The organism is Dysgonomonas sp. GY617 (assembly GCF_015233815.1).
Classification (GTDB): Bacteria; Bacteroidota; Bacteroidia; order Bacteroidales; family Dysgonomonadaceae; genus Dysgonomonas_A.
Map to the genome: position 1 here is coordinate 615,933 of NZ_JADCLR010000029.1, position 14,266 is coordinate 630,198.

Annotated in this window: 10 protein-coding genes; 8 read left to right on the forward strand and 2 right to left on the reverse strand. The window is 35.7% G+C overall.

All coding sequences use genetic code 11. From position 1 onward, the window contains the following. The first annotated feature begins 5 nt into the window (after window positions 1–5). Together IR022_RS18445 and IR022_RS18450 are read left to right on the forward strand one after the other, a co-directional pair. On the forward strand, window positions 6–1,103 hold the full coding sequence (locus IR022_RS18445; RefSeq protein ID WP_317174096.1) for a GDP-L-fucose synthase: 1,098 nt from the start codon (window positions 6–8) through the stop codon (window positions 1,101–1,103). A 32-nt stretch (window positions 1,104–1,135) separates the two neighbouring features. Then, window positions 1,136–2,281, forward strand: a complete 1,146-nt coding sequence (locus IR022_RS18450) for an OmpA family protein (protein WP_194204832.1) — start codon at window positions 1,136–1,138, stop codon at window positions 2,279–2,281. 209 nt (window positions 2,282–2,490) lie between these two features. On the opposite strand, the gene IR022_RS18455 is transcribed toward IR022_RS18450, so the two are convergent. Beyond that, window positions 2,491–2,859 carry a hypothetical protein gene (locus IR022_RS18455; protein ID WP_050708737.1) on the reverse strand — a complete coding sequence of 123 codons (369 nt, stop codon included), beginning with the start codon at window positions 2,857–2,859 and terminating at the stop codon, window positions 2,491–2,493. 472 nt (window positions 2,860–3,331) lie between these two features. On the opposite strand from IR022_RS18455, the gene IR022_RS18460 reads away from it, so the two are divergent. Continuing rightward, a complete protein-coding gene (locus tag IR022_RS18460) occupies window positions 3,332–4,666 on the forward strand; it encodes an NADP-specific glutamate dehydrogenase (protein WP_050710594.1) in 1,335 nt (444 codons plus the stop codon). Between the two features lie 65 nt (window positions 4,667–4,731). Here IR022_RS18460 and IR022_RS18465 read toward each other — a convergent pair whose 3' ends face one another. Beyond that, the gene (locus tag IR022_RS18465) at window positions 4,732–7,686 is read right to left on the reverse strand and encodes a PEP/pyruvate-binding domain-containing protein (RefSeq protein WP_194204833.1); all 2,955 of its coding nucleotides are present in this window, start codon (window positions 7,684–7,686) and stop codon (window positions 4,732–4,734) included. A gap of 219 nt (window positions 7,687–7,905) precedes the next feature. On the opposite strand from IR022_RS18465, the gene IR022_RS18470 reads away from it, so the two are divergent. The 5 genes from IR022_RS18470 to IR022_RS18490 all read left to right on the forward strand — a co-directional run bounded on the left by IR022_RS18470 (window position 7,906) and on the right by IR022_RS18490 (window position 14,257). Further along, complete coding sequence (locus tag IR022_RS18470) at window positions 7,906–8,922, forward strand: LLM class flavin-dependent oxidoreductase (protein WP_194204834.1); 1,017 nt, start codon at window positions 7,906–7,908, stop codon at window positions 8,920–8,922. A gap of 179 nt (window positions 8,923–9,101) precedes the next feature. Further along, window positions 9,102–10,109, forward strand: a complete 1,008-nt coding sequence (locus IR022_RS18475; RefSeq protein WP_194204835.1) for an aspartate-semialdehyde dehydrogenase — start codon at window positions 9,102–9,104, stop codon at window positions 10,107–10,109. A gap of 94 nt (window positions 10,110–10,203) precedes the next feature. Further along, entirely contained in the window at window positions 10,204–12,135 is a 1,932-nt protein-coding gene (locus IR022_RS18480) for an LTA synthase family protein (RefSeq protein ID WP_194204836.1), read from the forward strand. A 584-nt stretch (window positions 12,136–12,719) separates the two neighbouring features. Then, a complete protein-coding gene (locus tag IR022_RS18485; RefSeq protein WP_194204837.1) occupies window positions 12,720–13,505 on the forward strand; it encodes a hypothetical protein in 786 nt (261 codons plus the stop codon). Between the two features lie 5 nt (window positions 13,506–13,510). After that, complete coding sequence (locus IR022_RS18490; protein ID WP_194204838.1) at window positions 13,511–14,257, forward strand: hypothetical protein; 747 nt, start codon at window positions 13,511–13,513, stop codon at window positions 14,255–14,257. Window positions 14,258–14,266: the final 9 nt, after the last annotated feature.

Here is a 14,266-nt window from a genome sequence, read left to right on the forward strand (position 1 = left end):
AAATGATTGATAAATCTTCAAAAATATATATCGCAGGACATCGGGGATTAGTAGGATCGGCTATTTTGAAGAATCTTAAAAGTCGAGGATATACTAACTTTGTGTTGCGTACTCATTCTGAACTTGATTTAAAAGATCAATCAGCTGTTGCTCGTTTCTTTGAAGAAGAAAAGCCTGAATACGTCATTTTAGCGGCGGCTAAAGTTGGAGGTATTATTGCTAATGATAAATATAGAGCAGATTTTATTTATGAAAACTTGATGATTCAAAATAATGTTATTCATCAAGCTTATTTGAATAAAGTAAATAAATTAGTATTTTTAGGTAGTACTTGTATTTATCCCAAAGAAGCCCCTCAGCCAATGTCGGAAGACTCGCTGTTGACTTCTCCATTGGAATATACAAATGAACCATATGCTATAGCTAAGATCGCAGGAATAAAAATGTGTGAAAGTTATAATATTCAATATGGAACTAATTTTTTGTCGGTAATGCCAACTAATTTATACGGACCTAATGATAACTTTGATTTAGAGAAATCACATGTTCTTCCAGCTTTGATACGGAAAATGTATCTAGGGAAATGTTTGGAGGATAAAGAATGGGATTTGATCAGATTAGATTTTAAGCAAAGACCAATTGAAAATGTTGATGAAAAATCTAGTGAATCTGAAATCTTATCTATGTTAAATAAGTACGGAATAAGTCAAGCTTCAGATCAAGATGTGAAAATTGAGATTTGGGGATCAGGAAGGCCCATGAGAGAGTTTCTTTGGAGTGAAGATATGGCTGATGCTACGATTCATGTCATGGAGTCTGTGAACTTTTTGGACTTAATAAATGTTACAATAGATAAGGAAATTCGAAATACTCATATTAATGTTGGTACGGGTACGGATATTTCGATAAAAGAACTAGCTTTGCTAGTACAAAAAATAGTTGGTTTTAAAGGTCGCTTGTGGTTTAATACCGAAAAACCTGATGGAACCATCAAGAAGCTGACAGACGTTTCTAAGTTACATTCTTTAGGATGGAAGCATAAGGTGGAAATTGATGAAGGCGTAAACTTGATTTATAATTGGTATGAAAATACTAAAAAATAAGAATTTAACTGTTTAACTATAATTAATTGATTATGAAAAAGGTAAGTTTACTTTTGTGTTTAGCTCTTGCTGGCATAAGTGCTACTGCTCAAGAAAGCGGAGTTAGTGCTGAAGCAGGAAGAAAAGCAACTTTCGCTCGTAACGGATTCTGGGATAACTGGTTTGTCGGTGCTGGTGCTGGTGCTAGTGTTTATTTTGGTCCAGGTGATCAACATGCAGATTTCTTAGATCGTATGACTGTTAATCCTTCGGTTTTCGTTGGAAAATGGTTCAATCCATACTTAGGAGTACGTTTCCGTGGTCAAGGTGGTAAAATCCATACTTTCAGTGGAAATGAAGGACAAAACATGTACAGCATGACTCACGTAAATGCTACTGTTGACTTCATGTTCAACGTAACAAATTACTTGGGTAAATACAATGAGAATCGTTTTTATAACTTTATCCCTACTGTAGGTGTTGGTTATGATCACCGTTTCGAAGACAAATTCAAACAACGTGGATTCAATGGTCCTACATTCAATGCTAGTTTATTGAATACATTCAGAATTACAGATAAATTATCTGCATTTGCTGAAGTAGGTGGATTTATTGTTGAAAGAAGATTTGATAGAGGTCCTCAAGGTAAAACTCATTGGAATGGAATCGCTACAGGTACTGCAGGTCTTATCCTAAAAGTAGGAAAATCTGGATTCGAAGAAGCTGTTCTTATGGACACAGATTTACTTAATGACTTGAACGGTCAAATCAACAAATTGAGAAGAGAAAACGACGATTTGAGAAATCGCAAACCAAACTGTCCTCCAGCAGTACCATGCCCAGAGGTAGCAGCTCCATCTGCAGTTTCTCCTGATACTTACATTCCTAATGTAGTATTCTTCCGTCTAAATAGTGCTAACATTGATAACAATCAAGAAGTTAGTATCTATAACACTGCTCAATTCTTGAAATCTAATCCAGATGCTAAGATTAAGATCATTGGTTATGCTGATAAATTAACAGGTACAGCAGAATACAATCTTAAACTGTCTGAAAGACGTGCAAGAAACGTTGCTAAAGTTCTTACTGATAAATACAAAATCAGTAGCGACCGCATCAAAATTGAATGGAAAGGTTCTTCTGAACAACCATACAAAGAAAATGCATGGAACCGTGTTGCTATTTTCTTCGCTCAATAATATTAGCGTAGAATATAAAATAGAAAGAAGCTGCCTTAGGGTAGCTTCTTTTGTTTTTGATCTGATTTGTTCTTGTTTTAGAATGAACTAAAGATCAATAGTATCTTAGTTGATTTCTATTTTTTCCGACAGAGAGATATGAAAAAAGAAAGCCGCATAAAAGATAATCTTTTATGCGGCTTTTAATCCTAATCTACTTAGTGTAGAATTTATTTTTCAGCTACTAAAGCGGTGTTATTGCTGTTAATAGAAGTCATATTCAATACTATCAAATACTTTTTGTATTGTTCTGCAGACAGTACGCTTTTTGTATTTGCTAAGTTAAAAGCTAATGCTCTTTTTACTTCTTTGTCCGAATCGGCTCCACTACGAGAAGCTTTTTCCATTTTTTGAGAAGATAATTCGAATATTTCTTTCAAATATCTTTGTTGTTCGTAATCTGCTCCCAAATAATTTACCAGTCCGTTGAATTTTTCCTTCTCATTTAATTTTGAAAGGAATGCATAGTTGCCATCTGCTGCGAAAGAAATAGAACTTAATGAAAAAAGAGCAACTGCTAAAATAAATAAACGTTTCATAACCTAAAATTTTAAAATAAAACAATCTTTTGATAACCGTAATTGTAACCTAACCTAAATAAAAAAAAGACAGAACACACCTATGTTTTTAATTCATGGTATATTCTGTCTGTAGATTTATGATGCAAATATACAAAATTTTCTCAGGTAAAACAAATTAAAGGATGTTTGTGTGATATTTTAACATTGAAAATCTTTATATGATATCATTCTGGTTTATATCTTTCTTTTTATTCATGTTTCTTTAGTAAATATGTCATATTGTGACAACTATTTGTTATTTCTGTCTTTAGTCTTAATGTTTTTGTAATATACGAAATGTCTTTTGTCTATTGTTTTTGAATTAAAAATGACGTTTTAATATTATATAAAATATTATATATCATAACTCAATATTTGCGAGTCTCTTGAAAACAAACTATCTTTATCAGACTTATCTCTCAAATTAATAAACCGAATAATATTTTATTAGATGAAAACAGAACAAACCTTATCAGAATTAAAGCGACGATTTCCGAATGAGCCTGAATATCATCAAGCAGTACATGAAGTTTTAGAATCTATTGAAGAAGTATATAATCAACATCCAGAATTTGAAAAAGCTAATCTTATTGAAAGGCTTTGTATTCCGGAGCGTATTTTTTCTTTCCGTGTAACATGGGTAGATGATAAAGGACAAGTGCATGTGAACATGGGGTATCGAGTACAACACAGTAATGCGATAGGTCCATATAAAGGGGGTATACGTTTTCACTCTTCCGTAAACTTATCAATTCTTAAATTCTTAGCATTTGAACAAACTTTCAAGAATTCATTAACTACTTTACCTATGGGTGGTGGAAAAGGTGGATCGGATTTTAATCCGAAAGGAAAGTCGAATGCTGAGATAATGAGATTCTGTCAAGCATTTGTAACGGAACTTTGGAGACATATTGGTCCTGATACAGATGTGCCTGCTGGAGATATAGGTGTTGGTGGACGTGAAGTTGGTTTCATGTTTGGTATGTATAAAAAACTGGCTCGTGAGTTTACTGGAACTTTTACTGGTAAAGGTTTAACTTTTGGAGGATCGTTGATTCGTCCTGAGGCAACCGGATATGGAAATGTATATTTCTTACTGGAGATGTTGAAAACTCGTAATATAGATATTAAGGGTAAGAAATGTTTAGTGTCTGGTTCTGGAAATGTGGCTCAATATACTTGTGAGAAGCTTATAGAGTTGGGAGCCATTCCTATGACTCTTTCTGATTCGGATGGATATATCTATGATCCAGAGGGTATCACTCTTGAGAAATTGGAGTATGTGAAAGAGCTTAAGGATCTTTATAGAGGACGTATTAAAGAATACGCAGAAAAATATAACTGTAAGTTTGTGGCTGGTGGACGCCCTTGGGGTGAAGTGGCTGATATTGCATTGCCTTCGGCGACTCAAAATGAATTGAATGGGGATGATGCTAAAGCTCTTGTTGCTAATGGTATTGTTGCTGTATCGGAAGGTGCTAATATGCCATCTACTCCTGAGGCGGTAAACGTATTTTTGGATGCAAAAATATTGTATGCTCCGGGTAAAGCAGCTAATGCAGGTGGTGTATCTGTATCAGGCTTGGAGATGTCTCAAAATTCAGCACGTTTGAGCTGGACTATTGAAGAAGTGGATAGTAGACTAAAGACAATTATGTCTGATATTCATGAGAATTGCTCGAAATATGGAAAAGATGCTGATGGTTTTGTAAACTATGTGAAAGGTGCAAATATTGCAGGCTTCATGAAAGTGGCAAAAGCTATGATGGCACAAGGTATACTATAATCTATTAGATTAAATTATAATAAATAGAAAAAGCCACTTCATTGAAGTGGCTTTTTCTATTTTACTTATCCTTTTAATACGACTCCGTATTTTTTCTTTCCGTTTATTTTTATCACTAAAGGATTTGAGAATCTTACATGTCTGATTGCATCCGATTCGTATAATGCAGGCAAGCTGTTGAGATATGATTCGTCAAAAGTACCTTCTCCATCTAAATACGAATTGATCGTGAAATAGCCTACTCCAAAAGAAGTGAGGTTCTGAAAGAAGTGCGTGCCTTGGCTTGGCTCTATGCGATAGTTTTCGAGACCTGACTCAACCAATAATCTAGCATTGCTTATATGAGGCCATTTAACGGGTATTCCCAGCCATGAATCGCTGCTGCCCCATCTTCCGGGGCCTACTAAAATATAACCTCTGTCTTCTTCCATAAACTGTTTATTTAGCTTTTCTATTTCATAAGCTAATAATTGATTATTAGAGGCATTGAAATTGGCAGTTTTTACATATATAATATCATATACATCATCTGTAATGCCGTTGCCTAGAGCGTTATTTGATGTAAGGACAGTATCTTCTATCGGTATTTTAAGAAGGTCTTCATTAAGTACTTCTTTGTTCTGAACAATGGGGCGGATTTGTAATAAATAGAAGATTGCTTCGTCTTTATTCTTCAGATTGACAGCAAATTCTATTTCCACTGCTCGTCCCATTTCAAACTGAGTAATGCTCAATACTTTTTGGAGTACAGTAGCTAATGGAAACAATTCATGCTGAAGGATATTCGCAAAAGATATAATCTTACGTCCTCCTTCGTAAAAACCTTCATATATGGTTTGATCAACGGGATCAAATGTGGAAACGATAAAACGAATGGAGTCATCAGCAATGGCATCATTTACGTTTAATTTCAATAGGTTGAAGCCATCATTGATGGAAAACTCCTGCGTGATATCTTCCATGTCGAGAGCATAGAACTGTCTTTGAGTTTCTCTTAAGGCAAAGTCAACAGAGCTTAATTGTAAAATATTGTTTGGATGGTAGGGCGAAAATCTTAAAGTAGTACCTCCGTCTACAATGTACTTTCCAAGACCCAATGCTATATTGGCTATACCTTCTTCTGCTTTTTCGTGTCCGATAGGGTAAAAGTTGAGAGAGCGTGTTACGCCAGACATGGTAGGATAGAAGCGATTGCCGTATCTGCTACCAACAACTTCTTGCAAAACGATCCCCATTTTCTCTTGATCGATCAGATTTTGAGTTGCAGTCATATACGATTTGCTATCAGCATAGAAAACTGATGCGTAGACCGATTTTACAGCCGCTTTTACCGATTGTATCATCTTGTGCTTGTCTTCCAATACAGGAACCATATATGTTGAGTATATGCCTGCAAATGGTTGATAGTAGGAATCTTCAAGTAAGCTTGATGATCGTATGGCTAAGGGTGATTTAACTGCTTCGAAGAAGGTTAGAAAATCATCATCGAGACTCTCCGGCAAATCGGCATCTAGAAAATGTTGAAGGATCTCTTCATCACTTTTATCAGACAATGCTATCGGATACAGATTGTTTGATTCCATGAAATCGTCAAAAATATCGGTACAGAGTACTACTGTTTTGGGTAGTAATACGGGGAAGTTGGGATTCTCATTTAGTTCAAAGTTTGTCTTTACGATATTTCCAAGAAATGCTAGACCTCTACCTTTTCCTCCAAGTGAACCGTTGCCAATACGTGCGAAATTAGAAAACTCATCAAAGCGATCTTTCTCGAAGACGGCAATTACTCCTGAGTTTTTCATCCTACGATATTCGACTATTGTATCATAAATGATTTTTCGGGCTTCTTCTATATTTGAAAGATCATTTACATCTATTTTCTTTAGTGTCTCGGCAATAGGAAACATCGCTCTGGAATACAAGAATCTAGAGAAATGATTGTGAGACATATGGTAGGCTAAAGATTTATCGGGTATCGTTAATATCGATTTCTGTAAATCTTTCAGATTCTTTATGCGGACAATTTCTTCTTTTGTATCAGGGTCTATTATAATGAAATCGCCGAATCCGAATTGTTCTACAATCTGAGTGCGTAGATCAAGCGGGTAGCTTTTTGAGTTTTTATCAATAAAACTGCACGAAATTTCATCGGCATAAGCTCTATTACTTTCTTCTGACGAATTGAATATAATAGGTAGGAATCTGTCTTGTCCTTTTATCCATTTAGCAAGGTTGTAACCGGCCAGTTTTTCTTTGACGCCTCCATGCATATAGCTCATATCGGTAACTATACCTAATATGTTATCTTTATACTGAGTGTATATAACGGCGGCTTCTTCGTAGCTGCGTGCCAGTAGAATTTTTGGTCTGCCTCGCATACGTAACATCTTCTGATGCTCATTAAGAGCTTCTTTCGAAAACTCTCGCGATTCTTTAAGTACTATCTTAAATAATGCGGATAGTGCGGATGAGTAAAAACGTATGGAGTCTTCAACTAGCAGTATAATTTGTACGCCTACCATTTCGGTGTCGTGTTCCACATTCATTGAGTCTTCTATCAGTTTAATAATTGCCAGCAGTAAGTTAGAATTACCTAACCAACTAAAAACATAGTCGGCAAAAGTAAGGTCTTCTGTCGAAAAGCGTTTTGATACCTCTTTAGAAAAAGCGGTTAATACGACTAACGGAATATCAGAATACAGCCTTTTGATCTCTCTTGCTGTTGCAAACATATCGGCATCATCCATGTTTGGCATATAAATAACCAATTCATAGTGATTTTCTTTGAGATGATTAAATGCATCTTCTGCTGTAGATACTTGAGTGAATCGAGGAGGGTAGCGCAGATTGAGAGATGTGTATTCATCAAATATTTGCTCATCTACACGACCATCCTCTTCAAGAATGAAAATGTCGTATTTAGTTGCTATAAGTAGTATATTGTAGATACGCTTGTTCATCAAACTTGCAAACGAAGTATCTTTAAATTGGAACCGTTTTATATCTGATATATTCTGCATATATTTATAAGGGGACTAATGATTTTTATTTTTTCACTGAAAGTTTAAAAATAGGAATAATAATCTGGGTTAGAAAACGAGCAAGTTAAAAATATCCAATATATTTAAAGGTTGTAGGATCATCAATAATATAAGTTTGATTATTCTTAGATATTGATGGAATCTATCATCTTTGGCACAACTATTGAATGAGTTACTATTAATGAGATTTTAAAAATTATGGAACAAAAAAGAATAAAGTTAAGTGTACTCGATCAGTCACCTATCAATAAGAATAAAACGGCTTCGGAAGCTTTGATGGAAACAACTCAGCTAGCTGAACTTACGGATCGATTGGGATATACGCGCTTCTGGGTATCGGAACATCATAATGCTGAAAGTCTGGCAGGAACTTCGCCCGAAATCTTAATAGCTCATTTAGCCAATCATACAAAGCATATACGCATTGGTTCGGGTGGCATTATGTTGCCCAACCATAGTGCATTGAAGATGTCCGAAAATTTCAGACTCCTTGAAGCTCTGTATCCCAATCGGATAGATATGGGAATTGGCAGAGCCCCCGGTACAGACAGATTGACAGCCTCATTGCTCAACCCGAGTAATCGTTTTGATGAGCAGGATTTTATACAACAACTTTATGACTTGGATAATTTCTTTCATGATGCTGATGGAAAAGATACGGTCTATCGTAAAGTAAAAGCATACCCTTCTATACCCACTGTGCCTCATCGTTGGTTGTTGACTTCGAGTGGTGAAAGTGGTACAATTGCTGCTCATTTTGGAATGGCATTGTCGTATGCACAATTTATAAATCCGTATTTAGGTGCAGATATAATTAAAGCATATCGGAAGAACTTTAGACCTTCGGAGGATCTGAAAACACCGCAGGCTAATGTTGCCATATTTGCATTCTGCAATGAGGATGAAGAAGTCGTAAGAAAACAACAGGCTGTAATGGATTACCGATTTATTCAACTGGAACGTGGCGGAGGTCTAGCTCCTGTATTGTATGAAGATATTGAGAATATGCCTTATTCTGAGTTTGAGTTACAAAGGATTAAAGTAAACAGAGCGAGAACGATATTTGCAACACCTGAAGTGATGAAAGAAAAATTGATCGGCTTGGCAGAAGATTATCAAGTAGATGAAATAATGCTTGTAACTTATGCTGAGAAGTTTGAAGACCGATTACATTCTTATGAGTTATTAGCCGAAATGTTCCAATTAGGTCGCTAATTTACTTGTACTTATACCTGTTGGAGTAATAAAAAGGAGTGAGACTTTATAATTATCTATTTTGGTATAACTCAGAGGAATAAAATTTTATATATTTGCATATTGGGTTTCTATGTCCGTTTTGGTACAAGAAGCCCATTGATAAACGAAATATTATTTATTCAAATTCTCTACAAAAAATGAAAATTGCTATTGTTGGCGTAAGTGGTGCTGTCGGACAAGAATTTTTAAGAGTTCTTGACGAACGCAATTTCCCGTTTGATGAATTAGTCTTGTTTGGTTCTGGCCGTAGTGCAGGAAAAGAATATACCTTCAAGGGTAAGAAGTACATGGTGAAAGAACTGAAGCATAACGATGATTTTAAGGGAATAGATATTGCTTTTGTTTCGGCAGGAGGAAGTGCTTCAGTAGAATTTGCTTCTACCATTACAAAACATGGTACTGTGATGATTGATAATTCTAGTGCATTCCGTATGGATAAAGATGTTCCATTGGTTGTGCCCGAAGTAAATGGTGAGGATGCAAAAGTGCGTCCACGTAATATTATTGCAAATCCTAACTGTACGACAATTCAGTTGGTAGTTGCATTGAAGCCTATCGAAGAGTTATCACATATCAAGCGTGTGCATGTTGCTACTTATCAGGCAGCTTCGGGAGCCGGTGCAACTGCTATGGACGAGTTGGAAAATCAGTTTAAACAAATTGTGAATAATGAGCCCGTTGTTGTTGAGAAGTTTGTAGCTCAATTGGCATACAATGTAATACCTCAGGTAGATGTGTTTACCGAGAACGGTTATACTAAAGAGGAGATGAAAATGTATCATGAAACTCGTAAGATAATGCATTCAGATATTGAAGTGAGTGCAACTTGTGTGCGTGTTCCTGTTATACGTGCTCACTCTGAAGCTACTTGGGTAGAAACAGAAAAACCTATTTCGATGGAAGAAGCTCGTAAAGCTTTCAGCGAAGGCAATGGAATTATCCTACAAGATAATCCTGAGAAAAAAGAATATCCGATGCCTCTTCATGTTGCAGGAAAAGACCCTGTATATATAGGACGTATCCGAAAAGATATCAGTAATCCTAACGGATTGTCGTTTTGGTCGGTAAGCGATCAGATCAAAAAAGGTGCGGCTTTAAATGCTGTACAGATAGCTGAATATCTTATCAAAGAAAATGCATTGTAAATAAGTGATTACTTTACTATAAAAATACAAGGGTATCTATTAATTTTAGATGCCCTTTATTTATTAAGTCTTATAATCGATCAATCTATATAACATGAAAAAGCTGCAATTCCTCAAGCCTTTGCTAAACTTTGTATTTATAGCATTATTGATAACTACTGTCAGCCGCATTGTTCTGTTCCTTATGTATAAAGAACGGGTTGAAGTCGTTGAGAACTATTGGGAAATATTTCCTGTTGGATTAAGGTTTGATTTAATTCTCATCTCATATCTTTCGTTTATACCATCCCTGTTTTTATTCTTAGTTCCAGACAAATTAGCGAAGTATGCCAGTCGATTTTTAACAGCATATTGTGTTCTATTCTTGTTTTTGATATTCTTTATGGAGATTGTCAGTCCCGATTTCATCAATCAATACGATACGCGTCCTAATAAACTGTTTCTTGAATATCTTATATACCCCAAAGAAGTTGCTACCATGTTATTTAAGGGGCGTATTTGGACTGTAGTTGCAGTGGTGGTACTTTCGATCATTGCTCTCTGTTTCGGCTTTAAAAAAGGAGGTAGACTATTTACAGTACGCCCGACAGAATATAAATATATGTTGCTGTTGTTTCCTTTAATCGGCTTCTTTCTGTTTTGGGGAGCTAGAGGTAGTTTGACGAGCAAACGACCTATTAATCCTAGTAACGCGATGTTTTCAAACGATCAGTTAACTAACTGTCTAGGTTTGAATTCTACATACACTCTTTTTTACGCAGCTTATGGTTTGAAGAATGAAGTGGATGCGAGTAAGATGTACGGAAAAATGGATTCGGAAGAAGCTATTACACGTGTGAGAAAATATATGAATGTTGCAGATACCGATTTTACAGATGGTAATCTATCATTAATGCATGTGCAAAAGCCTGATACTTTATTGAGCAGACCATACAATCTGGTTATATTTTTACAAGAAAGTTTGGGAGCTGAGTTTGTTGGAGCATTAGGTGGAATGCCTCTTACTCCCGAATTGGATAAACTGTCGAAAGAGGGATTTTTATTTACTAGGCTTTATAGTACAGGAACAAGAAGTGTGAGAGGTATAGAAGCTGTTGCTACTGGCTTTTTACCATCTCCATCGGAAAGTGTGGTGAAATTGAGTGGTGCTCAAACAGACTTCTTTACGCTGGGAGCTTTGTTGAAGCAGGCAGGTTATAATACTAGTTTCATTTATGGAGGAATGGCAAACTTCGATAATATGGGGTCTTTCTTTAATGGGAATGGTTTCGATAATATTATAGATGAAACGGTATTCGATAAAGATGCAACAAAATATGCTTTTAAAGGAACATGGGGATATTCGGATGAAGATCTGGTCATAAAAGCAAATGAGTATTTTAAAAGCATGGGCGATAAACCGTTCTTTTCATTTATGTTTTCAAGTTCTAATCACGATCCATTTGAATTTCCAGACGGGCGAATAGAGCTTTATGAACAACCCAAGAAGACAGTACACAATGCAATAAAATATGCAGACTTTGCGATTGGTAAATTCTTTGAATTAGCAAAACAGGAAGATTACTTTAAGAATACCATATTTGTAGTGGTTGCCGATCATAATACTCGTACTTATGGTAAAAATTTAGTACCTATCAATAAATTTCGTATTCCGGCTCTGATCTTGGGACCCAATGTTCCACAAGGTGTGAAGTGTGATAAACTGTCGAGTCAGATAGATATACCACCCACATTGTTAAGTATGATGGGCATGAAGGTCGAAACTCCTATGGCAGGACGCAATGTGCTGGAATTATCAGATAGTATAGCTGGTCGTGCAATTATGCAGTTCTATGATATTAATGCTTTTAGAGTGGAGAATAAGGTGGTGATTATGCAACCCAATAAGGAACCTTTGCAATTTGAAATAAAGAACGATACTACACTTGTCCCGATGAAATTAGAGACTGAATTGGCAAAGGATGCTTTGGGGCATGTTATTGCAGCAGATTATATGTACAAGGAAAAGAAATATCGCTTGAAATAATTGAGCAACCCTATTAATATAAGGTTACTTATTTAACTAAGTGACCTTATATTATTTTATAAAGGTTCGCTTTGTCTAAATATGATAAAATCTTAAATAATTTTTGTTATTAAGTTTAATGTTTTATATTTGCCCTTGGTAAATAACTCTTTACGTCCTGAAATGGTTAATGAATTAACAAATGATATAACTCGCAACAGTCTGAAATTTAACTTTTTAGATTTTGATTTCTGTGCTAAAATATTAGAGAGAGAGAGAGAGAGAGAGAGAGAGAGAGAGAGTTAACTTGTACGCCTACAGATTTAAAAAATAGTTTTGACGGATTTCTCCGTTTTTATTTTCGTTCTCCTGTAAAATACGGATTTCTATCCAATAATAAAAACCCCAATAAATATATTAATAGTTGTACCGGTAGTCTTTATCGCGTAGCAGATTTGTTTTGTTGTTGTCGTTCAAACTCTATGCGAGCTAAAAGCTTGCCTATGGCACAACTATGTCCGGCAGTGATATGTAGCGATTACATGTTGCTGCTCTTTTTATGTCACACTAACTATTTAAATAACAATTGTATAAATAAAACTACGATGAAGAGATATTTTCTGTTTATTTTCAGTTTGCTATCCATTGGCTTGTGCCATTCTCAGGTGGGTATTAATACCAAATTTCCTTACACTAAAAGTGTGTTTCATATTGATGCAAAAGGAAATAACACATCGTCAACCACTATCTCTGCTTCTGATATGGCGGATGATATTGTAATTGATAGTAATGGTAGTATCGGGGTGGGAACTTTAACACCTACTGCAAAGTTGCATATTGATTCGTCAAATAGTAACATGTATCCTATTCGTATTGCCGATGGTTCGGAGGGAGATAAAAAGTACTTAACGTCAAATGACTTAGGTTTTGGTTCATGGGTTGATAAGCCCGAACCCAATGGTGTAGTTTATTATTCTACTACGCCTCGGGTTTTTCCGGCAGGAGTGTATACCGAGCTTCCTGCTGAAATTAATACACCGAAATATCCCAAGATAACGATACCCAAAGAAGGTAATTATATTGTAACACTGCGTTGGTGGGGAAATGCTATTGGAGCACCATCAGGTGTTATGACTATTGGTGCTTTGGATATACAGCTATGCAGAATTAATGGTGAGGTTCTGGATAATACTACTTATTATGTTTCCATTGCAACCGGTAGATTTTGTTTTACTGTAAGCTTATTCGGAGCAAAATTAATTGCCGGAGAACAACTCTATTTAAGGTTGAAGCCGATGGATGGTCTTAATTGGCAAACAGGGGCAGGATTAAATGAAGGTTCGCTAACTAATCAGATATATTATCCAAGTATAATGGTTTATAATATTTAAAAACAATGAAATATAAATTTATTACAGTAGTTTGTACACTGCTGAATCTATGCATATTAATAAATGCTCAGGTAGGTATAAATACATCCGACGGAAAGGGTATATTTCATTTGGATGGAGCAAAAGATAATACTTCGTCGTTAAGTGCAAGTCAGCTAAAGAACGATGTTATTGTAGATGGTCGTGGGGCTTTGGGTGCAGGAATGTCTGTTGTGACACCTCAGGCTAAAGTTGATGTGAGTTCCGATCAACTCTATGGAGCTTTTCGTATGGTCGATGGTGGCGAAAATTATGGTATGATTCTTCTGGGAAATAAAGAGGGATACGCAAAATGGGGTATGTTAAAAGGGAGCGGAGGATATAGATTGGATGTAACGTCTCCTACTGCTGCAATAGCCTCGAAAGTTGAAACTCGTTTGGTTTTCGATTCAGGTTTAGATAATATCTTAATTAGTGAAGATGCCGATTATATAGTTATGATCCGCTTGACGGGTTTGTTTAAGACAACAGCAGGTCTTAATAGGATGAATGGAACTATCAAGCTATATAAAAATAATACAAGCACGAAGGTCGATGGTGTAGAGTTTTATGTAGGTGTTGTCGATAATCAAAAATTCTCAACTTATGTAGTATTTAAAGCTAGTGGAATGAAAACAGGAGATCGCCTGATTCTTACTGTTATGCCATCTAATGCGGCAGTCTCTTGGACTTTGGATTTAAGTAATACATCTGTTTTCTTTTATAGAGTTTGAAAATAAAAA

Excerpts from the sequence above, each read along its gene's own strand:
- IR022_RS18450 (WP_194204832.1), top strand. The coding sequence starts at position 1,136 with ATGAAAAAGGTAAGTTTACTTTTGTGTTTAGCTCTTGCTGGCATAAGT.
- IR022_RS18455 (WP_050708737.1), bottom strand. The coding sequence starts at position 2,859 with ATGAAACGTTTATTTATTTTAGCAGTTGCTCTTTTTTCATTAAGTTCT.
- IR022_RS18460 (WP_050710594.1), top strand. The coding sequence starts at position 3,332 with ATGAAAACAGAACAAACCTTATCAGAATTAAAGCGACGATTTCCGAAT.
- IR022_RS18465 (WP_194204833.1), bottom strand. The coding sequence starts at position 7,686 with ATGCAGAATATATCAGATATAAAACGGTTCCAATTTAAAGATACTTCG.
- IR022_RS18470 (WP_194204834.1), top strand. The coding sequence starts at position 7,906 with ATGGAACAAAAAAGAATAAAGTTAAGTGTACTCGATCAGTCACCTATC.
- IR022_RS18475 (WP_194204835.1), top strand. The coding sequence starts at position 9,102 with ATGAAAATTGCTATTGTTGGCGTAAGTGGTGCTGTCGGACAAGAATTT.
- IR022_RS18480 (WP_194204836.1), top strand. The coding sequence starts at position 10,204 with ATGAAAAAGCTGCAATTCCTCAAGCCTTTGCTAAACTTTGTATTTATA.
- IR022_RS18485 (WP_194204837.1), top strand. The coding sequence starts at position 12,720 with ATGAAGAGATATTTTCTGTTTATTTTCAGTTTGCTATCCATTGGCTTG.
- IR022_RS18490 (WP_194204838.1), top strand. The coding sequence starts at position 13,511 with ATGAAATATAAATTTATTACAGTAGTTTGTACACTGCTGAATCTATGC.